This window comes from Viridibacillus soli, from assembly GCF_016612995.1.
Classification (GTDB): Bacteria; Bacillota; Bacilli; order Bacillales_A; family Planococcaceae; genus Viridibacillus; species Viridibacillus soli.
Map to the genome: position 1 here is coordinate 22,588 of NZ_JAEOAH010000035.1, position 24,891 is coordinate 47,478.

The window sequence follows — 24,891 nt, forward strand, 5'->3', positions numbered from 1 at the left end:
TTCTTCGGTAATTTAGTTAGCTTTAGTTGCAGATTTAACTGTTACTAGCGCTTTACGAGAACCAGGAACATTACCTTTAATAAGTAGTAAGTTGCGTTCAACGTCAACTTTTACAATTTCTAAATTTTGGATTGTAACAACTCCGCCACCCATTTGACCAGGTAATTTCTTTTGTTTAAATACGCGGTTCGGAGCAACTGGACCCATTGAACCAGGACGACGGTGGTAACGTGAACCGTGAGACATCGGGCCGCGAGATTGTCCGTGACGTTTAATTACGCCTTGGAAACCTTTACCTTTAGTAACACCTGTTACATCTACTACTTCGCCTTCTGCGAAAATTTCAACTTTGACTTCTTGACCAACCTCGTACTCAGCTAAGTTTACATCGCGGATTTCGCGGATGAAGCGCTTAGGAGCAGTGCTTGCTTTAGCTACGTGTCCTTTTTCAGGTTTGTTAGAAAGTTTCTCACGCTTATCTTCGAAACCGATTTGGATTGCTTCGTAACCATCTGTATCAACTGTTTTCTTTTGAAGAACTACGTTTGGAGCAGCTTCAACTACAGTTACAGGGATTAAATCACCGTTCTCAGCAAAAACTTGCGTCATACCGATTTTTCTACCTAAGATTCCTTTGGTCATTTGTCACACCTCCTGTGATTATTGTTTTTCTATTTTCATTTTTACCATTAAAGTTTGATTTCAATATCAACGCCAGATGGTAAATCAAGTTTCATTAACGCGTCAACAGTTTGTGGTGTTGGGTTAACGATATCAATCAGACGTTTATGAGTACGCATCTCGAATTGCTCACGAGAATCTTTGTACTTATGAACGGCACGCAGAATTGTATACACCGATCTTTCAGTTGGAAGTGGAATCGGACCTGATACACTTGCACCTGAACGTTTAGCAGTTTCCACAATTTTCTCAGCAGATTGATCAAGAATTCTATGATCATATGCTTTCAAACGGATACGGATCTTTTGTTTTGCCATTATTTTCCCTCCTTTTCGCCTATTCCCTAGACATTCTCCACAGAAATTTCTCCGTCACACGCGCCATGGCAATGCGGCCGGGTGTGTCGGCAACCTCCCGCTTCATCGCAGTCAAAGACCAACATTAAATATTATACACATTAAAAAAAGAATAAGCAAGTCTTTTTGCTAAATTCTTTTCAATGTCACGATTATTCTTTGTCAATTTTATATTTTGCTCTTTAGCCGATTTCAAGTATATAAAATAACCATCTATATTGCAAATTATATGGTATAAAAAAGATGCAATTCATTTAGAATCGCATCTTTACAGTTATAAGAAGAATACACAAGCAACCCACCCAAAGATAATGAGTGGTATATTCACGAAGATAAATGTCGGTACACATGTATCCCAAATATGATTGTGCTGTCCATCAACATTCAATCCAGCTGTTGGCCCAAGCGTCGTATCAGAAGCAGGTGAGCCAGCATCTCCTAGGGCACCCGCTGTTCCAATCAAACACATTATCGCTAATGGGCTTAATCCTAGTTCTACAGATAATGGTACAAATAGTGTTGCAATGATTGGAATTGTTGCAAAGGATGAACCAATCCCCATTGTTACGATTAAACCAATGATTAGCATAGCAAATACTGCCAAACTAGCATTACCTTCTAAAACACTTAATGAACTTGTTATTAGGCTATCTATATCTCCTGTTGCATTAATAACGGATGCAAAGCCGTTCGCCGCAATCATAACAAAGCCGATAAATGACATCATGCGCATACCATCTGTTAAAACTTCATCCGCTTCTCTCCATTTCAAAGCTCCAGTTACATACATAACTGTAATACCTGCAAATGCACCAACAATCATAGAATCCGTGGTTATTTGTGTATAGAGCGATGCAATTAATGCAATGATAGTTGAAATAATCACTCTTTTGCTGACCTTTACCTCAATAGAAGAAGTTTCAACATCTGCTGCTTCGTAGTGTCGAGGTTTACGATAAAAGAATAACGCGACAACTAAGCCAATAAGCATCCCAAGCACCGGAATAGCCATTGCTGTCGGAACATCACTTACTGATACATTCATGCCAGCTTTCGTTACTTGAGTTGCTACAATCTCTTGGAAAATAGAACCGAACCCTGCTGGTACAAAGCTATATGTACCAACTAAACCAACTGCAATGATTGTTGCAATGATCCGACGATCTACTTCGAGCATATTTAAGATTTTCAAAATTGGCGGAATTAATAATGGAATAAATGCAATATGAATTGGAATCAAGTTTTGAGAGAAAACGGACATTGCAAAGATTAAAAGGAAGATCAAAACCTTCACTAATCCACGTCTATTATTTTCACCGTTATTATTCAAAAGTTTTAAAATCGATGCAATCATTAATTCAGGAATTCCTGTTTTTGAAATGGCGATTGCAAAACCACCCAATAAACCGTAACTCAAAGCAATTGTTGCTCCTGCTCCTAGCCCCTGTGTAAACGTTTCTACGGTGTTAGTAATCCCCATACCACTTGTTAGGCCCCCTGCAAATGCACCTAATACAAGTGAAAGTACAACATTTATGCGTAGTAAGCTCAATATTAACATAACAGCTATTGCTATAATTACTGCATTCACACTTTACACTTCGCTTTCACACTCTAGTTCTCTAGTTCGATAAAGTAATTATAGAGACATAAATTAATGATGTCAATAAAAAATTCCATGTAGAATCATAATCTACATGGAATTTCTTCTATATTATAAACTTTCATTTACTACTTTACGGTAATACATAACAGAGAGCCATGCGAATACCGAGTAAAGTAAAGCATAAATGCTCATTGTCACAATTAATGGTGTTGTTAACTCTGAACCAAATAACATCCACCCTGATTTAACTGCGAAATAACTGTGTAGTAAGCCGATTAGCAGCGGTACACCAAAGTTAAAGGCTTGCTTTATATAAATTCCCTTCATAATTTCTGACTTTGTAAAGCCGATTTTACGAAGTACTGTATAAGACTCTCTTTCATCTTCCGCATCAGACATTTGTTTAAAGTATAAAATGCTGCCTGTTGCTAGTAAGAATGCAAGGCCAAGGAAACCTGTGGCGAAAATGACATTCCCCCATAATTCTAATGAATCATTTTTTTTACCTTCCTGAGTTGATGCAAAAAACTTTCTCTCTTTGCCCTTTGCATCCTTCGTAGTAAATGTTCCCCCATTGGTCGTCTTTTCATAAATTTCTTGAGCCTTTTTCAGATCATTCTCTTCAAATGAGTAACCTTCTTGTTTATACCAAATAGAGTTCTTTTTGATTTTGGTATCAGTTACTAGCTTATCGAAAAATTTATCTGTCACTATCACAGCAGGACTACCATATGTTAGTTGACTCGAAATAATCCATTCCTTTTCAAGACCAACCATCGTTAATTTTGTTTTATCTTCTTTCGTATGAACAGTCATAGATTTACCAACCTCTAATGGCAGTAATTCTGCAAGCATTCCACTATTTCCAACTAGATACGCTTCTCCCTCTTTTAAAGTTACTTTAGGGTGGATTTTCTGCATATCGCTCAATCTTGTCACGATAGAACCTAATACCATATTCTCTTTTATCGAATCAGCTAATGGTTTCTCCAATAATCCTGAAGTATCAATATCTACCTTCAATAGAGAGAATTCATATTTCTCATAGTTAATATTTTGTTTCTTAAGATGTTCTTCAAACATTTTATTTTGCCCATTTAATGAAATGATATCAAAAGGCACAAATTGCTTTGCACTAGAACCTGCAGAATAATAGGAAATATACGACAGTGACATAATTGCTAAAGCAATAGCAGTCATAATTGTAATAAGTGTTAACGATTTCGCATTACCCTTCATACGGTGCATAATCGGCGTTAACGCCAACACATCATTTAATGATAAATGTCCTTTTTTCCCTTTACGAATCACATTCATGATGAATGACACTGAGAAACGGAACACAAAAAACGTCCCTATGATTGTTGAAGCTAATATAGTTATCATCTTAATAATTAGTAAATTCAAAGTAACTGAATCTGAATCTAAATCAAATAAATGCGTTGATTTATAATAACCAAAGCTGATTAATATTACTCCTACCAGACCTAGAAGCATTTGAAATGGTCCAATACGTTTCACACGCGTATCACCTTTTTTACTTGCCAAGAACAAATCAAGCAACGTAGAACGACGAATCACAAAAATCGTTTGAACTGTGATTAATACTAGGAGCGCCAAAAAGACAACCATTGTTTGCACGAACGCCTGTGAAGAAAAGGAAATCTCCACTAAAGCCTCTTTACTAATCAACTTCAATAGAATCATCGCAAATACACGTGAAGTTAAAAAGCCAATACCAACTCCAATAGTTGTAGCACCAACCCACAATAGAATATTCTCTAAAGAAAGTAGACGTACAACCGTTGTCTTCGACATACCAATCAATTGATACAAACCAATCTCTTTACTTCTACGCTTCATAAACAGATGATTTGCGTAAATTACGAAGAATGTCACGATGAATAATAACATTGCTGAAGCAGCTTTAAATCCCGCTGCCCCAGTCGTACTTCCTTCCGTCATATCTGAAACACTCGGATTAAATTGCAATGTCACAAATGAAAAGTACAAAGTCACACTAAATATCAATGCAAAAAAATATAAATAATAATGCGTAATATTCTTTTTCAAGCTACGCAGCACAAGTTGACTAAGCGTCATAACCGTCACCGCCTAAAACACCTTGCGTATTCATAATTTCTTGGAAGAACGTTTTACGATTTTTATCACCTTTATAAAGCTCTGTGTAAAGCTGACCGTCTTTTAAGAACAATACACGACTACAGAAGCTGGCCGCAACTGGATCATGAGTAACCATCATAATCGTTACACGTCGCTTCTCATTTATAGTTACTAAATTCTCTAATAGGACCGTAGCTGATTTTGAATCTAACGCACCTGTTGGCTCATCACCGAAAACGATTGACGGATTCGAAATAAGTGCACGTGCTGCAGATGTTCTCTGTTTTTGCCCACCTGATATTTCATTTGGATATTTATTAGCTAATTCTCGAATATCTAATAAGTCTGTTAGTGTATTGAAGCGACTTTCCGCCTCAGCTTTTGAAACTTTACTAATCGATAATGGCAATAGAATATTCTCTTTCACAGTTAATGTATCTAATAAGTTATAGTCTTGAAAGATGAAACCTAGTTGCTCACGACGGAATCTAGATAGTTCCTTTTCTTTCATCTTTCTTAAATCATTACCATCGATTTCAATAACACCCTCTGTCGCATGATCAATCGAACAAAGAACATTTAATAAAGTTGTTTTACCAGAACCCGAAGGCCCCATGATGCCGACAAATTCTCCCTCATTTACTTCTATATCAATACCCTTTAACACTTCTTGGGCTGTTAGTTTACGTCCATATACTTTTTTAACTTTACGTGCTTTTAAAATAGCCATTACAATTCCTCCCTTTCGCTTATAAACCTATATTATAGAATTTTCATAAAAGAATCGTTTGATTAACATGACAAATAAAAAGAGTAGATGACAATTTTGTCATCTACTCATGATTTTAACGAATTCATTTTTCAAAGGGAATCGTAAAGAGAAGACAGAACCTACCCCTTCTTCTGATTGCACAAAAATTCGGATCCCTAACTTACTTGCAGCTTTTTCGGCCAAATATAACCCCATACCAGTCGAAGCTGTCTGATGGCGTCCAATTGTACCCGTGAATGACTTATTAAAAATACGTGGTAAATCTGCTTGACTAATCCCAATACCCGCATCTTTAATATATAAATATACATGACCATCTTGATCCTTTGATGTATACACTTGAATGTCTGTATCATTGCCACTATACTTCACAGCATTCGCAAGTATTTGGCGGATAATAAAAGCCGTCCATTTCTGATCTGTTAGAACTTCTGCATCTAGATTTTCGATATCAAAACCAATATCCTTTTCAATACACCATGTTTGTAGATTTTTTATCTCTTTGAGCAATGTATATCTAATTGATACGATTTCCATCATATTGTCATTTTCTATAGAAAAAAGTCTAATATGATGCAATTGCTGATCAAGTAGCAAATGAACTCTCAACCATTCAATTTCAAGCCTCTTCTTCAAAGTATAATCCCCTAGCGAGTCAATCATAAGCTTCATCGCAGTTAGTGGCGTCTTCACTTCATGAATCCAAGCCAATGCTCTATCCTGCTCTTCTAAGGATTCAACATGCATTTTGTTTAGTTGTTCACGCCTTTTCGATTCTACATCTTCAATCACATTAAAATACACTTCCTCAAAACTGGATAGCTTTTCTGAAGATAACGGAACAATATTCTCTATATCTAAAGCATTTCCCAGGAAATGTTCCAGTTTACGAATTGACTTCGCCTCTTTTACATATCGCCATATTAAAAAAAGCACAAATAATAGTATATTAGTCATATTAAGATACTCTGCTGATACAGTGGATAAACCTACATCTAAATACAGAATCACATTCATCCATAGTTGCATGACGATAAAAAAAAGTATCCATGACTGTCTTTCCCTAAGAAACTTCCAAAGCATCGTAAATTAGACCTCCTTCGTAATTGCCATATAGCCTAATCCCTTTTTCGTAAGAATGACATCTGCTAAACCGATTTCTTCAAGCTTCAAGCGCAGACGATTTACATTCACGGATAACGTATTATCATTAACAAAACGTTCATCATCCCATAGTTTTCTCATTAATTCATCTCGTGATACTATTTGATCTAAACGTTCTAGTAATACTCTTAAAATAAATAATTCATTTTTTGTTAATTCTGCTGTACGTCCTTGTAGCGTAATCGTACTTCTAGAATAATCGATTGTCGCTGCATTCCATAAAGCACTATGTAAATGCTCTTCTTTATAATCATATGTTCTGCGTGTAATGGCTTGTACTTTAGCTAATAGCACGTCCATATTGAACGGCTTTTGTATAAAATCATCGGCACCCATTTGCATCGCCATAACTTGGTCCATCGGATGATCACGTGATGATAAGAAAATAATAGGCACTTTCGAAATATGACGTATTTCACGGCACCAGTGAAAACCATCGAATGCAGGCAACTGGATATCTATAATAACTAGCTGTGGTTTTTCCTTATAAAAGCTTTCCATCACTTTTTGGAAATCAGCAGGTCTTATAACTTCCAGTGACCACTGACTAAAGCGCTCCTGGATAATTTCAAAAATAGCCTGATCATCTTCAATTATAAGTATTTTCATAACTCGATCACCCTCTCTATTACCATTGTACAAGAATTTGGTAAAATAAAAAAACTTTCGCCAATAAAACGAAAGCCCCGCAAATTTGAACATAAAAAAATCCATCTCGTCGTCACGAGATGGATTTTAAAACTAGTAATAGAAATTACTTAGTGATTGTAGCTACAACGCCAGCGCCTACAGTACGTCCACCCTCACGGATAGAGAACTTAGTACCTTCTTCAAGAGCGATAGGAGAGATCAAAGAAACAGTCATTTCGATGTTATCTCCAGGCATAACCATTTCTACGCCTTCAGGAAGATTACAAACACCAGTTACGTCAGTTGTACGGAAGTAGAACTGAGGACGGTAGTTTGAGAAGAATGGAGTATGACGTCCACCCTCTTCTTTAGAAAGAACATAAACTTCAGCTTTGAAGTCTGTGTGTGGAGTGATTGAACCTGGTTTAGCAAGTACTTGTCCACGTTGGATATCTTCACGAGCTACACCACGAAGAAGAGCACCAATGTTGTCTCCAGCTTCAGCGTAGTCTAATAATTTACGGAACATTTCAACACCTGTTACAGTTGTTTGTTTAGCTTCTTCAGCAATACCAACGATGTCTACAACATCGCCGACTTTAACTTGACCACGTTCAACACGGCCAGTTGCAACTGTACCACGACCAGTGATAGAGAATACATCCTCTACTGGCATCATGAATGGTTTGTCAGTTTGACGTTCTGGAGTTGGGATATAAGAATCTACAGCGTCCATTAATTCAACGATTTTTTCTTCCCAATCTGCTTCGCCTTCAAGAGCTTTAAGAGCAGAACCTTTAATTACAGGAAGATCATCGCCTGGGAAATCATATTCAGTTAATAGGTCACGAACTTCCATTTCTACTAATTCAAGTAGTTCTTCGTCGTCAACCATATCACATTTGTTCATGAATACTACTAGGTATGGAACACCTACTTGACGAGATAAAAGGATGTGTTCACGAGTTTGTGGCATTGGACCATCAGCAGCAGATACTACTAAGATACCGCCATCCATTTGAGCAGCGCCTGTGATCATGTTTTTAACATAGTCGGCGTGTCCTGGGCAGTCAACGTGTGCATAGTGACGAGTATCAGTTTCGTATTCTACGTGAGAAGTGTTGATTGTGATACCACGTTCTTTTTCTTCTGGAGCGTTGTCGATATCAGCGTATGACTTAGCTTCGCCACCCATTTTTTTAGAAAGAACTGTAGCGATTGCAGCAGTTAAAGTTGTTTTACCATGGTCAACGTGTCCGATTGTACCAATGTTAGCATGCGTTTTAGAACGGTCAAATTTTTCTTTAGCCATTAGAAAATGCCTCCTCAATAATTGTTTATATTTTTTTAGTTTTATAGTCATGCATCTCAGAGGATAGGGCCCTACCCTCTTCCATACATAGCTTACAAATTAGTTATACTTTATGCAAGATGAAATTTCAATTATTCACCCATATTTTTTTTGATAATGTCAGCAGCAATTGATTTTGGTACCTCTTCATAATGATCGAATGTCATTGAGAAGACACCGCGACCTTGCGTTGCAGAACGAAGAGTCGTTGCGTAACCAAACATTTCCGATAAAGGAACCATTGAACGAACAACTTGAGAGTTACCGCGAGCTTCCATACCCTCAACGCGTCCGCGACGAGAAGTAATGTTACCCATGATATCACCAAGGTATTCTTCTGGAATTACTACTTCTACTTTCATCATTGGTTCTAAAATAACTGCATTACATTGTTTTGAAGCTTCTTTAAGAGCCATAGATGCAGCAATTTTGAACGCCATCTCATTCGAGTCAACGTCATGGTAAGAACCGAATACTAATTTCGCTTTAATGTCGATTAGTGGGTAACCAGCTACTACACCGCGGTCAAGAGAGTCACGAAGACCCGCTTCTACTGCAGGAATGTATTCACGAGGTACTACACCACCAACGATAGCGTTTTCGAATTCAAAGCCTTTACCTTCTTCATTTGGAGAGAACTCAATTGTTACGTCTCCGTATTGTCCACGACCACCAGATTGGCGAGTGAATTTACCTTGAACTTTTGCAGAGCCACGGAATGTTTCACGATAAGATACTTGTGGAGCACCTACGTTAGCTTCTACTTTAAATTCACGGCGCATACGGTCAACTAAGATATCAAGGTGAAGTTCACCCATACCTGAGATGATTGTTTGTCCAGTTTCTGTGTCAGTGTGAGCACGGAAAGTTGGATCCTCTTCTTGAAGTTTTTGTAAAGCTTGACCCATTTTATCTTGGTCTGCTTTAGATTTTGGTTCTACAGAAAGAGAGATAACTGGTTCTGGGAATTCCATTGATTCAAGAATAACTAAGTGTTTCTCTTCACAAAGTGTATCACCAGTAGTAGTATCTTTAAGACCTACTGCAGCAGCGATATCCCCAGCGTGTACTTCTGCAATTTCCTCACGAGAGTTAGCGTGCATTTGTAGGATACGACCTACGCGTTCACGTTTACCTTTTGAAGAGTTTTGCACGTATGAACCTGATTGTAAAACACCAGAGTATACACGGAAGAATGTTAACTTACCAACGAATGGGTCTGTCATTACTTTGAACGCTAATGCAGAGAATGGTTCTTCATCACTTGAGTGACGAACAACTTCTTCGTCTGAATCAGGAAGTGTTCCTTTAATTGACTCAACATCTGTTGGAGCTGGTAGGTAATCGATTGCTGCATCTAGCATTTTACGAACACCTTTATGTTTGAATGCCGTACCACAGATAACTGGGTAGAACTCAATATTGATTGTTGCTTTGCGAATCGCTTTTTTAAGCTCAGCAACAGAAATTTCTTCACCTGCAAAGTATTTTTCCATGATATCTTCATTAACGTCAGCAATTGCTTCGATTAATTTTTCACGGTATTCCTCAGCTTGTGCTTTATATTCTTCAGGAATTTCGCCCACAGTAACTTCAGTACCTAGGTCATTTCCGTAGAAAGTTGTGTTCATTTCAACTAAGTCAATAATTGCTTTGAACTCATCTTCAGCACCGATTGGCAACTGAATTGGGTGAGCGTTCGCTTGTAAGCGCTCAGTTAAAGTTCCTACAGAGTATAGGAAATCCGCACCCATTTTGTCCATTTTGTTAATGAACACAATACGTGGAACACCGTAAGTTGTAGCTTGACGCCAAACTGTTTCTGTTTGTGGTTCTACACCTGATTGTGCATCAAGCACTGTAACTGCACCATCAAGTACGCGTAGTGAACGTTCAACTTCAACTGTGAAGTCTACGTGTCCAGGAGTATCGATGATGTTTACACGGTGGCCGTCCCATTGAGCTGTTGTTGCAGCAGAAGTGATTGTAATACCACGTTCTTGCTCTTGCTCCATCCAGTCCATTTGTGATCCACCGTCATGCGTTTCACCGATTTTATGGATTTTACCAGTGTAATAAAGGATACGCTCCGTCGTTGTTGTTTTACCAGCATCGATGTGAGCCATAATCCCAATATTACGTGTTTTCTCAAGTGAGAATTCGCGTGCCATAGGGTATTTCTCCTTCCGAGTTGGGTTAAAGTCGGTTTAATCTTACCAGCGGTAGTGAGCGAATGCTTTGTTCGCTTCTGCCATTTTGTGCATATCTTCACGTTTTTTAACTGACGCACCAGTGTTGTTAGAAGCATCTAGAATTTCGTTAGCTAGACGTTCTTCCATAGTTTTTTCTCCACGAAGACGAGAGTAGTTAACTAGGTAGCGAAGACCAAGAGTAGTACGACGATCTGGACGTACTTCAACTGGTACTTGATAGTTAGTACCACCAACACGGCGAGCACGAACTTCAAGAACAGGCATTACGTTGTTTAATGCAGCTTCAAATACTTCAATTGGATTGTTACCAGAACGTTCTTGAACTAATTCGAACGCACCGTATAAAATCTTTTGAGAAGTACCTCTTTTACCATCTACCATCATTTTATTGATTAAACGAGTTACTAGTTTTGATTTATAAATTGGATCTGGTAACACGTCACGTTTGGAAACAGGACCTTTACGAGGCATGTGTTTTCCTCCTTTCGATTAGAGCTTGAATTTTAGATTATTTTTTTTCTTTTGGTCTTTTAGCACCATATAGAGAACGAGATTGCATACGGCCAGTTACTGCAGCAGTATCTAGCGCACCACGAACAACGTGATAACGTACACCTGGTAAATCTTTTACACGACCTCCGCGAATAAGTACAACACTGTGTTCTTGTAGGTTGTGGCCTTCACCAGGAATATAAGCGTTAACCTCGATTTGGTTTGTTAAACGTACACGAGCGTACTTACGTAACGCTGAGTTTGGTTTTTTAGGTGTCATTGTACCAACACGTGTACATACACCGCGTTTTTGTGGTGAGTTAACATCAGTTAAAGCTTTTTGGAAGCTGTTATAACTTTTGTTTAACGCTGGTGATTTTGATTTCTTACTTTTGGATTGGCGAGGCTTACGTACTAATTGGTTAATTGTAGGCATCGGTTTTTCCTCCCTTCATATCTTCAGTTTAAATCCACACATCCAGGTGGTTCATTTTTAGGTAAAAAACAAAGTCTTTGTGTACTATACACAAAAACCATCATTCAGTAATTGCAACTACTGCAGCACCTACTTGAATTCCGCAGGCTCTACCAAGTTCTTTTTTCGAGTCTACAAATGCAATGGGAATACCATTTTTTTGTGCTAATTGCACCGCATGCGTGGTAATTCGATCATCTACATCTAGAGCAACGAAAAGTTTAGTAACATGACCAGTACATATTGCTTTTACTGCTTGCTTATTACCGACGATTGTTTTTTTAGCCTTTTTGACTTTTTCATAAGACATTTGCATATCCTCCGAAATGATAGACAATCAACTATCAACCTTAAATATATTATCATTCAATGCATTTATTGTCAATCAAAATTATAAAAATCCCGAGAAGAAGGAAAATATCTCTTCTCCCCGGATGATTTTTTATAATTATTCAGCTAAAACTGATTCAGCGTCTTCTGTTTCGCTTTCCTCAATTTTGATTTGACGATAACGTTGCATACCAGTACCAGCTGGAACAAGTTTACCTAAGATAACATTTTCTTTCAGTCCTAGAAGTTCATCACGTTTACCTTTAATTGCTGCATCAGTTAAGACACGAGTTGTTTCTTGGAATGATGCTGCAGATAAGAATGATTCAGTTTCAAGAGATGCTTTAGTGATACCAAGGATTAGAGGACGGCAAGTTGCTGGAAGTTTTCCATTTAACAGCGCCTCTGCATTGGCTTCAGAGAATTGATGTATATCAAGTAATGAACCAGGAAGTAAATCTGTTTCACCAGCTTCAATTACACGTACTTTACGAAGCATTTGGCGTACCATCACTTCGATATGTTTATCTCCGATTTCTACACCTTGCATACGGTATACTTTTTGAACTTCTTTCAATAAGTATAATTGAACTGTAGATACATCAGTGACTTTAATCAATTCTTTTGGATCAATAGAACCTTCTGTAAGCGTTTCTCCGTGTTGTACTTGATCGTTCACTTGAACTTTCAAACGACCATTGTACGGAGCTAAGTATTTACGAGTTTCTACTGCGCCTTGAATTGTAATTTCTTTTTGGCCTTCACGAATTTCATCGATGTCAACTACTGTACCAGTGATTTCCGTAATAACAGCTTGACCTTTAGGGTTACGCGCTTCGAAAATCTCTTGGATACGTGGAAGACCTTGAGTAATATCGGCACCGGCAACCCCACCTGTATGGAAAGTACGCATTGTTAACTGTGTACCTGGTTCGCCGATAGATTGAGCCGCGATAATACCAACAGCTTCACCGACTTCAACTTTGTCACCCGTCGCTAAGTTCATACCGTAACATTTTTCACATACACCATGTTTAGTGTTACATGTAAATGCAGAGCGAATTGTAATCTCTTCAAGACCAGCCTCAATTACTTTACGAGCAAGCTCTGGAGTAACTAATGCGTCTCTTGCAATAATCACTTCATCCGTTTCTGGATGACGGACTGTTTTCTTAACATAACGACCTAGAATACGTTCTTCAAGAGCTTCGATTATTTCATTGCCCTCTTTTAAAGAACCGATTGTTAAACCGCGGTCCGTACCACATTCATCTTCACGGACGATAACATCTTGTGCAACGTCAACTAGACGACGAGTAAGATAACCTGAATCGGCAGTTTTAAGCGCTGTATCGGCAAGACCTTTACGAGCACCATGTGTAGAGATGAAGTATTCCAATACTGTTAAACCTTCACGGAATGAAGATTTGATCGGAAGTTCAATAATACGACCAGCCGGATTGGCCATCAGACCACGCATACCAGCAAGTTGAGTAAAGTTAGATGCGTTACCACGGGCACCAGAGTCACTCATCATGAAGATAGGATTAAAGCTATCTAATGATTTCATAAGTTTTTCTTGGATTACGTCTTTCGCTGCACTCCAATAAGAGATGACGCGATCGTAACGTTCTTCTTCTGTAATTAGACCACGACGGAACTGTTTCAATACTTTATCAACTTTTTCTTGAGTTTCTTCAAGAATTTCATTTTTATCAGGTAATACTAGGATATCTGAGATACCAATTGTAATACCTGCTTTAGTTGCGTATTTGAATCCAAGATCTTTTAGACGGTCAAGCATTTTAGAAGTTTCTGTAATGTGGAAGTTCGCAAATACTTCTGCAATAACTTTACCTAAATAACTTTTCGTAAATGGTCTAACTGTTTCAACTTCTGCTAAATGTTTCTTAACGTCTGTATTTGTAGGAACAAAGTATTTCGCAGGTGTTTCAACTTGTAAGTTAGTTGTTGTTGGTTCATTAATGTACGGGAAAGATTCCGGTAAAATCTCATTAAATAGAACCTTACCTACTGAAGTTAATAACAACATGTTATTTTGTTCATCTGTAAATTGTTGATTTTTCAATGATGAAGCTTTAATAGCGATACGTGTATGCAAGTGGACTTCTTGGTTTTCATAAGCAACCACTAATTCCTCAGGACCATAGAATACAGCGCCTTCACCTCTTGCCCCTTTACGTTCAAGTGTTAGGTAGTAGTTACCTAATACCATATCTTGCGATGGTGTAACAACTGGTTTACCATCTTTAGGGTTCAAGATATTTTGAGCTGCCAACATTAATAAACGAGCCTCTGCTTGTGCTTCAGCTGATAGTGGAACGTGAACCGCCATTTGGTCACCATCAAAGTCAGCGTTATAGGCTGTACATACTAATGGGTGAAGACGGATTGCTTTTCCTTCAACTAATGTAGGTTCGAACGCTTGGATACCAAGTCTGTGAAGAGTTGGTGCACGGTTAAGTAAAACTGGGTGTTCACGAATAATGTCTTCTAAAACATCCCATACCTCATAGTGCATACGTTCAATTTTACGTTTTGCAGATTTAATGTTGTGTGCAAGACCGCGCTCAACAAGTTCTTTCATCACGAAAGGTTTGAACAATTCGATTGCCATTTCTTTCGGTAGACCACATTGGTACATTTTCAAGTTCGGTCCTACAACGATTACAGAACGACCTGAGTAGTCAACACGTTTACCAAGTAAGTTTTGACGGAAACGACCTTGTTTACCTTTTAACATATGTGAAAGAGATTTTAATGGACGATTACCTGGTCCAGTTACTGGACGACCACGACGACCGTTATCGATTAAAGCATCTACCGCTTCTTGAAGCATACGTTTTTCGTTTTGAACGATAATGCCAGGTGCTCCAAGATCAAGAAGGCGTTTTAAACGGTTGTTACGGTTAATAACACGACGGTATAAATCATTTAAGTCACTTGTTGCAAAACGGCCACCATCTAATTGCACCATAGGACGAAGCTCTGGTGGAATTACAGGTAGTACATCTAAGATCATCCAATCTGGACGGTTGCCAGAGTGACGGAATGATTCAACAACTTCTAAACGTTTAATTGCACGAGTACGACGTTGACCTTGTGCAGTTTTAAGTTCTTCTTTTAAAGAATCTGCTTCTTTATCAAGATCGATTTCTTGTAAAAGACGTTTAATTGCTTCAGCGCCCATTGCAGCTTGGAATGTGTTGCCGTATTTTTCACGGTAAGCACGGTATTCTTTTTCTGAAAGCAATTGTTTTCTTTCAAGAGCAGTATCACCAGCTTCTACTACAACATAAGATGCGAAGTAGATTACTTCTTCTAATGAACGTGGTGACATATCTAAAATAAGCCCCATACGGCTTGGAATTCCCTTGAAATACCAAATGTGCGAGACTGGAGCAGCTAATTCAATATGACCCATACGCTCACGACGTACTTTTGCACGCGTTACTTCAACTCCACAACGATCACAAACTACGCCTTTATAACGTACGCGTTTGTACTTACCGCAGTGACATTCCCAGTCCTTTGTAGGTCCGAAAATTCGTTCACAGAATAAACCATCTTTTTCTGGTTTAAGTGTACGATAGTTAATAGTTTCTGGTTTTTTTACTTCTCCATAAGACCATGAGCGGATTTTATCAGGTGAAGCTAAACCAATTTTCATATACTCAAAATTATTAACGTCTATCAAGGAGCCTACCTCCCTTTAGTATGAAGTCTTTTCGACTTTATTCTTAGCTCGACGATTGATTTAATGATAATTGGAAAGGTGGACAAGTCCTACTGGCCCTGTCCAACGATCCATTATTAGTTATTTATTATTATTCAGGAGACCCTACTGGTGCTTCTTCATCAGTGTTCGGCAGAATATTAAGCGCGTCTGCTGGTTGAAGATCTTCATCTTCATCCATGTCACGAAGCTCAATTTCTTCGTCATCGATTGTTAGCATTTTCACATCTAAACCTAAACTTTGAAGTTCTTTAATTAATACTTTGAATGACTCAGGAACGCCTGGTTCTGGAACACTTTCACCTTTAACAATTGCTTCGTATGTTTTCACACGACCTACAACGTCATCGGATTTAACTGTTAAAATTTCTTGAAGTGTATAAGCAGCGCCGTAAGCTTCAAGAGCCCAAACTTCCATCTCACCGAAACGTTGTCCACCGAATTGAGCTTTACCACCCAATGGTTGTTGCGTTACTAATGAGTATGGCCCTGTTGAACGTGCGTGAAGTTTGTCGTCAACCATGTGAGCAAGTTTGATCATGTACATGACACCAACTGATACTCGGTTATCGAATGGTTCACCTGAACGTCCATCATAAAGTGTTGTTTTACCATCACGGTCCATGCCTGCTTCTTCCATTGTTGTCCAAACATCTTCTTCATTGGCACCATCAAATACTGGTGTTGCCATGTGAACGCCTAGAGTACGAGCAGCCATACCTAAATGCAACTCTAATACTTGACCGATGTTCATACGTGATGGTACACCAAGTGGATTTAACATGATATCAATTGGTGTGCCGTCTGGAAGGAATGGCATATCTTCTTCTGGAAGGATACGAGAAATTACACCTTTGTTACCGTGACGTCCTGCCATTTTATCCCCTACGCGAATTTTACGTTTTTGAACGATATATGCACGTACAAGTTGGTTAACGCCTGGAGGTAATTCGTCTCCATCTTCACGATTGAAGACTTTAACATCAAGAACGATACCGCCCGCACCGTGAGGAACACGTAGTGATGTATCACGTACTTCACGTGCTTTTTCACCGAATATTGCATGTAATAAGCGTTCTTCAGCTGTCAATTCAGTTACACCTTTAGGAGTTACTTTACCTACAAGGATGTCTCCGTCATGAACTTCAGCACCAATACGGATAATTCCACGTTCGTCAAGATTGCGTAATGCTTCTTCACCGACATTTGGAATATCACGAGTGATTTCTTCAGGTCCTAATTTAGTATCACGCGCTTCTGACTCATATTCTTCAATATGAACAGATGTGTAAACGTCGTTTTTAACAAGACGTTCGCTCATGATTACGGCATCTTCATAGTTATAACCATTCCAAGTCATGAAGCCAATTACTACGTTACGGCCAAGTGCTAGCTCGCCACACTCCATTGAAGGACCGTCAGCAAGTATATCACGCGGATTTACGCGGTCGCCAATTTCAACAATTGGACGTTGGTTATAACTTGTACCTTGGTTAGAACGGATGAATTTTTGTAATTTATATTTAGTTAAGTCGCCTTTAACTTCTTTGCCATCGATTTCTTCAATACGACGAACGTGAATAGAACGAGCTTCAACATGTTCAACAATACCAGGGTATTTCGCAACTACTGCAGCACCAGAATCACGTGCATCTACATGCTCCATACCAGTACCAACGAATGGCGCTTCTGGGTTTAACAACGGAACAGCTTGACGTTGCATGTTCGCTCCCATTAGAGCACGGTTAGAGTCATCGTTTTCTAAGAAAGGAATACATGCTGTCGCGGCAGAAACTACTTGTTTTGGTGATACATCCATATAGTCAACGTTTTCACGTTTGAATATAGTGTTATCACCACGGAAACGACCTACAATTTCGTCTTTAACAAATGAACCATCTGAATTTAAGATTGAGTTCGCTTGCGCTACTACGTAGTTGTCTTCTTCGTCGGCAGTTAAGTAATCGATATGTCCAGTTACTTTACCAGTTTCAGGGTCTACACGACGGTAAGGTGTTTCGATGAAGCCAAATTTATTCACTTTCGCAAAACTTGAAAGTGAGTTAATTAAACCAATGTTCGGACCCTCTGGAGTCTCGATTGGACACATACGACCATAGTGAGAGTAGTGAACGTCACGTACTTCGAAACCAGCACGCTCACGAGTTAAACCACCAGGTCCCAATGCTGATAGACGACGTTTGTGCGTTAATTCAGCTAGTGGGTTTGTTTGGTCCATGAATTGAGATAACTGAGAACTACCAAAGAATTCCTTGATAGAAGCAATTACAGGACGAATATTGATCAATTGTTGTGGAACAATAGATTGTGTATCGTTAATCGACATACGTTCACGTACAACACGTTCCATACGAGATAAACCGATACGGAATTGGTTTTGTAGCAATTCACCTACAGAGCGTAAGCGACGGTTACCTAAGTGATCGATGTCATCTGTGTTACCAACACCATATAGCAAGTTGAAGAAATAAGATACAGATGCGATTACGTCAGCAGGAGTGATATGTTTCACTTCTTCTTCAACGTAAGCGTTACTGATTACTTTAATTTCTTTTTGTGCTTCGTCGTTAGGAGCATAGATTTTAACTTCTTGAATTAAAACATCGCCTTCTAGAACGCCAGCCACTTTAGAAATCGTTTGGAAACCAATACCGTTTTCTAAATGCGGGATTAAGCGATCTAAAACACGACGATCGATTAATGTACCAGCTTCAGCTAAAATCTCACCTGTTTCAGGGTCAACTAGTGTTTCTGCCACTGTTTGATTGAATAGGCGATTTTTAATATCAAGCTTTTTGTTCATTTTATAACGACCAACATTAGCTAAGTCATAGCGTTTTGGGTCAAAGAAACGTGAGTACAAGAGATTTTTAGCACTTTCTACTGTAGGTGGTTCACCCGGGCGTAGACGTTCATAAATTTCTAATAATGCTTTCTCTGTACTTTCAGTATTATCTTTTTCTAAAGTATTACGTAAATATTCGTTATCACCGATTAGCTCAATGATTTCTTGGTCTGAAGCAAAACCTAGTGCACGTAAAAGAACTGTAACCGGTAATTTACGTGTACGATCGATACGAACATAGACAACATCTTTAGCGTCTGTTTCGTATTCCAACCATGCTCCACGGTTAGGAATTACTGTTGCGCCGAAGCCTTTTTTACCGTTTTTATCTGTTTTATCGTGATAGTATACACTTGGTGATCTAACTAATTGTGAAACGATAACGCGTTCTGCGCCATTGATAACGAAAGTGCCAGTTTCAGTCATGAGTGGGAAATCACCCATAAATACTTCTTGCTCTTTCACTTCGTCTGTTTCTTTGTTGTGCAAACGTACTTTTACACGTAATGGTGCAGCGTAAGTAACGTCGCGCTCTTTACACTCATCGACATCATATTTCGGATCTCCGAGATTGTAGTCGACGAATTCAAGTGAAAGATTTCCTGTAAAGTCTTCAATCGGCGAAATGTCGCGGAACATTTCACGTAAACCTTCTGCAAGAAACCACTCGTTAGATGCGGTTTGAATCTCAATTAGATTCGGAAGTTCCAGCACCTCTTTAATACGTGCAAAGCTTCTACGCTGGCGGTGTTGTCCGTACTGAACTAGTTGACCTGTCAACTCATTCACCCCTCAATAAAGCGATAATAGGTCTTTGCGAAATCATACAAATAGTGTATGATATCGAAAGACAAAAAGAAAACGAGTTCGTTAAAGAGCTCATTTTCGATTAACCAAACTTAACTTTGAAAAGTTTATCCATTTATATATAGTTTTTATACAAAAGGACAGACGTATTCAAATTAATATTTTTGCATTTTATTATAATATCATAGCTAATTTGTCAAGTCAATCTATAAACTTTAACAAATTTATTTTTTGGCCTGGATAATCCAGTAGCCTTTTTTCTTTTCTACGACTGCTACAGCAGCAAATTTCTCTTCCAAGTGCGCTATAGTCGATGGTGCACCTTGCTTCTTCTGAATAACTACCCACAACTCTCCATCGTCCACAAGTTTTTCATAAGCTTGATCATAAAAACGAAGAATTGTTTCTTTGCCTGCGCGAATCGGAGGATTTGTCAAAACGACAGCGACTTGTTCTTCTTGAACAGCGGAAAGTCCATCACTCTCGAAAATCTGCACATTTTGTACCCCGTTCACCTCAGCGTTTTTCTTCGCCAATGATATTGCACGGTCGTTAACATCCATCATATGAATGACTCGTTCAGGATAACTTTTTGCAATAGACAAGCCAATAGGACCGTAGCCACAGCCCACATCCAAAATACACCCTTCAACTGTAGGCATTTCAAAACTATCAATTAACACACGGGAGCCAAAATCTACTTCGCTTTTACTAAAAACCCCTGCATCTGTTTCAAATACAAAAGAAAATCCACGAAGAGTGAAATTCCATCTACTTGGTTTACTTTCGACTTGAGGTTTTTTTGAATAATAATGTTCTGACAAGGAAATGCCCTCCATCACGTAAAATGAAGAAAAAGCCCGTCATAATTGACGAGCTTTTTTCAAATAGAAAGTAGAAATTATTTAACTTCTACGCTAGCGCCAACTTCTTCAAGTTTAGCTTTGATTTCTTCAGCTTCAGCTGCAGCAACTGCTTCTTTAATAGCTTTAGGAGCGTTATCTACTACTTCTTTAGCTTCTTTTAAGCCAAGACCAGTGATTTCACGTACCACTTTGATTACTTTAATTTTTGAATCGCCTGCAGATGCAAGGATTACGTCAAATTCAGTTTTTTCTTCAACTGCAGCAGCAGCACCAGCAGCAGCTACAGGAGCAGCAGCAGTAACACCGAATTCGTCTTCGATTGCTTTTACTAAATCGTTTAATTCAAGAACTGTCATAACTTTGATAGCTTCTAAGATTTGTTCATTGTTCATTATAATTTCCTCCTATACGGAATATTAGTTTTTTTTGGCATACTATGCCGTGAAGATTAAGCTACGCTTAAAATTAAGCGCCTTGCTCTTCTTTTTGTTCTGCAACAGCTTTTGTTGCAAGAGCGAAATTGCGTACTGGTGCTTGAAGCACAGATAGTAGCATAGATAGTAGACCTTCGCGTGATGGAAGTTCTGCCAATGCTTTAACATCTTCAGCAGATGCAAATGTACCTTCGATAAGACCAGCTTTAATTTCAAGTTGTTCGTTTGCTTTCGCAAAATCGTTAATGATTTTAGCAGGAGCAATAACATCTTCAGTAGAGAATGCGATTGCATTTGGACCTGTAAGGAATTCATTAAGTTCTGCATGTTCAACTTCTTCAGTAGCACGGCGAACTAAAGTATTTTTGTATACTTTGAATTCAACACCTGCTTCGCGAAGTTGTTTACGTAGTTCTGTTACTTGAGCAACAGTTAAACCACGGTAGTCAACAACTACTACGGATGCAGCGCTTTTGAACTTGTCAGCGATTTCTTGAACGACAGCTTGTTTAGCTTCAACTGCTTTGTTCATCTTGACACCTCCTATAAGAATGGGTCATTTATACCGACAAAAGAAAAGCCTCCCGTCTATGTAGACAAGGAGGCGGAAAGTCATCATCTTAAATAAGAGTCTGAGTTCCTTTGTCCTCGGTAGGATCATTAAGCGACAAGTCGCCCCTACGGTCTACGGTACAAATGGATGATTCACAACGTTGTACATCATATCAAAATATAATGCCGTTTGTCAATCAGAAATTATTTTGTAGCAACTGAAGTAGAAGCATCAACCTTAATTGATGGTCCCATTGTAGTTGTTACGTGTACAGATTTGATGTAAGTACCTTTCGCTGCAGCAGGTTTTGCTTTTACGATTACATCAACAAGAGTTGATAAGTTTTCAGCTAATTGGCCAGCTTCGAATGAAGCTTTACCGATTGGAGCGTGAACGATACCAGCTTTATCAGCACGGTATTCAACTTTACCAGCTTTGATTTCAGCGATTGCTTTCGCAACGTCAAAAGTAACTGTACCAGTTTTAGGATTTGGCATTAAGCCTTTAGGTCCTAATACACGTCCTAATTTACCAACTTCACCCATCATATCAGGAGTTGCAACGATAACATCGAAGTCAAACCACCCTTGTTGGATTTTAGCGATATATTCTGAATCACCAGCGAAGTCTGCACCAGCTGCTTCAGCTTCTTTAAGTTTTTCGCCTTTAGCGAAAACTAATACGCGTTGAGTTTTACCAGTTCCGTTTGGAAGTACTACTGCTCCACGGATTTGTTGGTCGTTTTTACGTGTATCAATATTTAAGTTAAATGCTACTTCAACTGTTGCGTCAAAGTTAACAGTGCTTGTTTTTTTAGCTAATTCAACTGCTTCTTGTACAGAATACAATTGAGTGCGTTCTACTAATTTAGCTGCATCTTGCAGTTTTTTACCTTTTTTAGCCATTATATATTTCCTCCTTGATTGTGGTTGTAGCGGAATAAACCTCCCACGAATAAAGGCTGCGAGTTTCAAATATGACTATTAGAAACATTCGCAACCCTCAAAAACAATACTTCTATCAAGTAATGGGATTAGTCTTCGATAACGATACCCATGCTACGCGCAGTACCTTCAACCATTAACATAGCTGCTTCAACTGTTGCAGCGTTAAGGTCTGGCATTTTTGTTTCAGCGATTTCGCGAACTTTATCGCGTTTCACTGTAGCTACTTTTTTACGGTTAGGTTCACCTGATCCTGATTGGATACCAGCTGCTACTTTAAGTAACACTGCTGCCGGCGGAGTTTTTGTAATGAATGTGAATGAACGATCTTCAAATACAGAAATCTCTACTGGAATGATTAAACCTGCTTGGTCCGCAGTACGAGCGTTGAATTCTTTACAGAATCCCATGATGTTAACACCTGCTTGTCCTAATGCAGGACCTACTGGCGGCGCTGGATTTGCTTTACCAGCTGGGATTTGAAGTTTTACAACTTTAATAACTTTTTTAGCCACGAGACACACCTCCTTAAGTCCGTGATGTGGTAATTGGGTTGCCCCTCCCACTCAATATCTGTCTGTCGGCTTATTCCGATAACATTAAAAAATACATTGACAGTCTATAATTTTATTACAGTCTGACCTTTGAAATGATAACACTTTTAACATTCTAAGGCAAGTATAATTGTTAATTATACTTTCAACACTTGATCATAGTCTAATTCCATTTTAGTTAGGCGACCAAACATATCAATCGTTACTTTTACTTTTCCTTTATCAGCAACAATCTCTTCGACTTTACCTTGGAAATGAGCAAAAGGCCCTTCCAAGACTTCAACTAAATCGCCAATAGAGAAATCAATTTCAAGTGATTTTTCTTGCACACCCATTTGTTTAAGAATGAATTCAACTTCTTCAGGTAATAATGGTGTAGGTTTTACACCACCGCCTGATGAACCGATAAACCCAGTAACACCTGGTGTATTACGCACTACATACCATGCGTCATCTGTCATAATTAATTCCACTAGCACATAACCAGGGAATGTTTTACGCATATATTCTTTTTTACGGCCATCTTTAATTTCCGTTTCTTGTTGCTCAGGAATGATGACGCGGAAAATTTTATCTTGCATACCCATCGTTTCAACACGTTTTTCTAGGTTTGCTTTAACTTTATTCTCATAACCAGAGTAAGTATGAACTACATACCAATTTTTTTCCATAATAGATAGGACTACTCGTCCTTCCCTCCTTCGCTAAAGGCAAATGAAAAAACCCGTTACAGATTATTCACGGGCTATTTCAAAAATATTAACATTAATTCAATCATAAATCCAAATACATGCGGAATAATTTAGAAATCCCTAAATCTACTAACATGAAAAACGCAGCCATGAAAAGCAATGTTGAAACTACAACAATTGTATATTTCGTAAGCTCTTGGCGTTTAGGCCAGCTCGTTTTTCGCATTTCCGACATAACGCCGCGGAAAAAGCTATTAATCTTACCCATCTAACTAACCCCCGAATAAAATCATATATACAAAGCGAATCGTATTATCTAGTTTGTTTATGTAATGTATGTTCATTACAGTGAGAACAATATTTTTTCAGTTCCATCCTTGCAGTTGTACTGTCCTTAGATGCAGGAAGTGAATAATTTCTTGTCCCACATTTTTCACAGCTAAGCACGACTTTTTTTGCCATTTTATCACCTTTTCGGCATTTGTCCTTATAAAGACTAACACCTATCACAAATGCTGTCAACTTGCCTACAGCTAGCATTCTTGCAATTATTCGATATCTAAATGACGTTCTAATTTCCGCTTCACTCGTTGTAAGGCATTGTCAATCGACTTCACATGCCTATTCAATTCGGCCGAAATTTCGTGATAAGATTGTCCATCTAAATATAGAGCCAACACTTGCCGTTCTAAATCACTTAATATTTCGCCAATTTTTTCTTCCATATAGCTAAATTCTTCACGATGAATAATAAGCTCCTCTGGATCGTCGACAACTGAGCCTGTTAACACGTCCATCAACGTGCGCTGGGACTCTTCGTCAAAAATTGGTTTGTCCAATGAGATGTATGAATTAAGTGGGATATGCTTTTGTCTAGTTGCAGTTTTTATAGCAGTGATGATTTGGCGTGTAATACAAAGTTCCGCAAAAGCTTTGAAGGAGGATAGCTTGTCTCCTTTAAAATCGCGAATAGCCTTATAAAGCCCAATCATACCTTCTTGCACAATATCCTCTTTATCAGCACCTATGAGAAAATACGACTTCACCTTCATACGAACGAATGATTTATACTTCGTAATGAGGAAGTCTAACCCTTCACTATCACCACTATGGATCATTCCCACTAGCTCTTCGTCGGTATATTGCTCATATTGTTGCTGCTTCAAGTGTAAATGATCGCTAATAATCAATAGTATCACTCCAATTGCGCTAGCATTGTTAAAC

General features: G+C 38.6%; 23 protein-coding genes and 1 other annotated feature. All 23 genes read right to left on the reverse strand.

Translation table 11 applies throughout. From position 1 onward, the window contains the following. Window positions 1-12: 12 nt before the first annotated feature. The 23 genes from rplC to sigH all read right to left on the reverse strand — a co-directional run bounded on the left by rplC (window position 13) and on the right by sigH (window position 24,857). On the reverse strand, window positions 13-642 hold the full coding sequence (rplC, locus tag JFL43_RS17335; protein WP_100795229.1) for a 50S ribosomal protein L3: 630 nt from the start codon (window positions 640-642) through the stop codon (window positions 13-15). 47 nt (window positions 643-689) lie between these two features. After that, complete coding sequence (gene rpsJ, locus JFL43_RS17340; protein ID WP_042478628.1) at window positions 690-998, reverse strand: 30S ribosomal protein S10; 309 nt, start codon at window positions 996-998, stop codon at window positions 690-692. A 313-nt stretch (window positions 999-1,311) separates the two neighbouring features. Continuing rightward, window positions 1,312-2,628 (reverse strand): Na+/H+ antiporter family protein, encoded by a 1,317-nt coding sequence (locus JFL43_RS17345; protein WP_200750013.1) that lies wholly within the window; start codon window positions 2,626-2,628, stop codon window positions 1,312-1,314. A gap of 123 nt (window positions 2,629-2,751) precedes the next feature. Next, a complete protein-coding gene (locus tag JFL43_RS17350) occupies window positions 2,752-4,746 on the reverse strand; it encodes an FtsX-like permease family protein (RefSeq protein WP_200750014.1) in 1,995 nt (664 codons plus the stop codon). Continuing rightward, window positions 4,736-5,497: an ABC transporter ATP-binding protein gene (locus JFL43_RS17355; protein ID WP_200750015.1), complete on the reverse strand. Its 762-nt coding sequence runs from the start codon at window positions 5,495-5,497 to the stop codon at window positions 4,736-4,738. Before JFL43_RS17355 ends, JFL43_RS17350 begins: the two co-directional genes overlap by 11 nt. A gap of 99 nt (window positions 5,498-5,596) precedes the next feature. Next, on the reverse strand, window positions 5,597-6,622 hold the full coding sequence (locus JFL43_RS17360; protein WP_200750016.1) for a sensor histidine kinase: 1,026 nt from the start codon (window positions 6,620-6,622) through the stop codon (window positions 5,597-5,599). A gap of 6 nt (window positions 6,623-6,628) precedes the next feature. Beyond that, on the reverse strand, window positions 6,629-7,312 hold the full coding sequence (locus tag JFL43_RS17365) for a response regulator transcription factor (protein ID WP_200750017.1): 684 nt from the start codon (window positions 7,310-7,312) through the stop codon (window positions 6,629-6,631). 145 nt (window positions 7,313-7,457) lie between these two features. Next, the gene (tuf, locus tag JFL43_RS17370) at window positions 7,458-8,645 is read right to left on the reverse strand and encodes an elongation factor Tu (protein ID WP_100795234.1); all 1,188 of its coding nucleotides are present in this window, start codon (window positions 8,643-8,645) and stop codon (window positions 7,458-7,460) included. A 131-nt stretch (window positions 8,646-8,776) separates the two neighbouring features. After that, the gene (gene fusA, locus JFL43_RS17375) at window positions 8,777-10,855 is read right to left on the reverse strand and encodes an elongation factor G (protein ID WP_200750018.1); all 2,079 of its coding nucleotides are present in this window, start codon (window positions 10,853-10,855) and stop codon (window positions 8,777-8,779) included. A 42-nt stretch (window positions 10,856-10,897) separates the two neighbouring features. Continuing rightward, window positions 10,898-11,368 (reverse strand): 30S ribosomal protein S7, encoded by a 471-nt coding sequence (gene rpsG / locus JFL43_RS17380; protein ID WP_100795236.1) that lies wholly within the window; start codon window positions 11,366-11,368, stop codon window positions 10,898-10,900. 37 nt (window positions 11,369-11,405) lie between these two features. After that, window positions 11,406-11,825: a 30S ribosomal protein S12 gene (gene rpsL / locus JFL43_RS17385; RefSeq protein ID WP_100795237.1), complete on the reverse strand. Its 420-nt coding sequence runs from the start codon at window positions 11,823-11,825 to the stop codon at window positions 11,406-11,408. A gap of 100 nt (window positions 11,826-11,925) precedes the next feature. Further along, window positions 11,926-12,174 (reverse strand): ribosomal L7Ae/L30e/S12e/Gadd45 family protein, encoded by a 249-nt coding sequence (locus tag JFL43_RS17390; RefSeq protein WP_100795238.1) that lies wholly within the window; start codon window positions 12,172-12,174, stop codon window positions 11,926-11,928. Between the two features lie 138 nt (window positions 12,175-12,312). Next, entirely contained in the window at window positions 12,313-15,912 is a 3,600-nt protein-coding gene (rpoC, locus tag JFL43_RS17395) for a DNA-directed RNA polymerase subunit beta' (protein WP_200750019.1), read from the reverse strand. 130 nt (window positions 15,913-16,042) lie between these two features. Next, window positions 16,043-19,606, reverse strand: a complete 3,564-nt coding sequence (gene rpoB / locus JFL43_RS17400) for a DNA-directed RNA polymerase subunit beta (protein WP_198517832.1) — start codon at window positions 19,604-19,606, stop codon at window positions 16,043-16,045. 242 nt (window positions 19,607-19,848) lie between these two features. After that, the gene (locus JFL43_RS17405) at window positions 19,849-20,448 is read right to left on the reverse strand and encodes a class I SAM-dependent methyltransferase (protein WP_200750020.1); all 600 of its coding nucleotides are present in this window, start codon (window positions 20,446-20,448) and stop codon (window positions 19,849-19,851) included. Window positions 20,449-20,525: 77 nt separating this feature from the next. Continuing rightward, window positions 20,526-20,882, reverse strand: a complete 357-nt coding sequence (gene rplL / locus JFL43_RS17410; protein ID WP_100795242.1) for a 50S ribosomal protein L7/L12 — start codon at window positions 20,880-20,882, stop codon at window positions 20,526-20,528. A 73-nt stretch (window positions 20,883-20,955) separates the two neighbouring features. Beyond that, on the reverse strand, window positions 20,956-21,456 hold the full coding sequence (rplJ, locus tag JFL43_RS17415) for a 50S ribosomal protein L10 (protein WP_100795243.1): 501 nt from the start codon (window positions 21,454-21,456) through the stop codon (window positions 20,956-20,958). Window positions 21,457-21,488: 32 nt separating this feature from the next. After that, window positions 21,489-21,633, reverse strand: a sequence feature (ribosomal protein L10 leader region). 47 nt (window positions 21,634-21,680) lie between these two features. Continuing rightward, window positions 21,681-22,382, reverse strand: a complete 702-nt coding sequence (gene rplA / locus JFL43_RS17420; RefSeq protein WP_100795244.1) for a 50S ribosomal protein L1 — start codon at window positions 22,380-22,382, stop codon at window positions 21,681-21,683. Between the two features lie 128 nt (window positions 22,383-22,510). Next, window positions 22,511-22,936, reverse strand: coding sequence for a 50S ribosomal protein L11 (rplK, locus tag JFL43_RS17425; RefSeq protein WP_038179029.1), 426 nt, complete (start codon window positions 22,934-22,936; stop codon window positions 22,511-22,513). 176 nt (window positions 22,937-23,112) lie between these two features. Further along, window positions 23,113-23,646 (reverse strand): transcription termination/antitermination protein NusG, encoded by a 534-nt coding sequence (nusG, locus tag JFL43_RS17430; protein ID WP_100795245.1) that lies wholly within the window; start codon window positions 23,644-23,646, stop codon window positions 23,113-23,115. 103 nt (window positions 23,647-23,749) lie between these two features. Beyond that, window positions 23,750-23,935, reverse strand: a complete 186-nt coding sequence (gene secE / locus JFL43_RS17435) for a preprotein translocase subunit SecE (protein WP_100795246.1) — start codon at window positions 23,933-23,935, stop codon at window positions 23,750-23,752. 44 nt (window positions 23,936-23,979) lie between these two features. Then, window positions 23,980-24,207, reverse strand: a complete 228-nt coding sequence (gene rpmG / locus JFL43_RS17440) for a 50S ribosomal protein L33 (protein ID WP_407701995.1) — start codon at window positions 24,205-24,207, stop codon at window positions 23,980-23,982. A gap of 8 nt (window positions 24,208-24,215) precedes the next feature. Beyond that, on the reverse strand, window positions 24,216-24,857 hold the full coding sequence (gene sigH, locus JFL43_RS17445) for an RNA polymerase sporulation sigma factor SigH (protein WP_234447865.1): 642 nt from the start codon (window positions 24,855-24,857) through the stop codon (window positions 24,216-24,218). Between the last annotated feature and the right edge of the window lie 34 nt (window positions 24,858-24,891).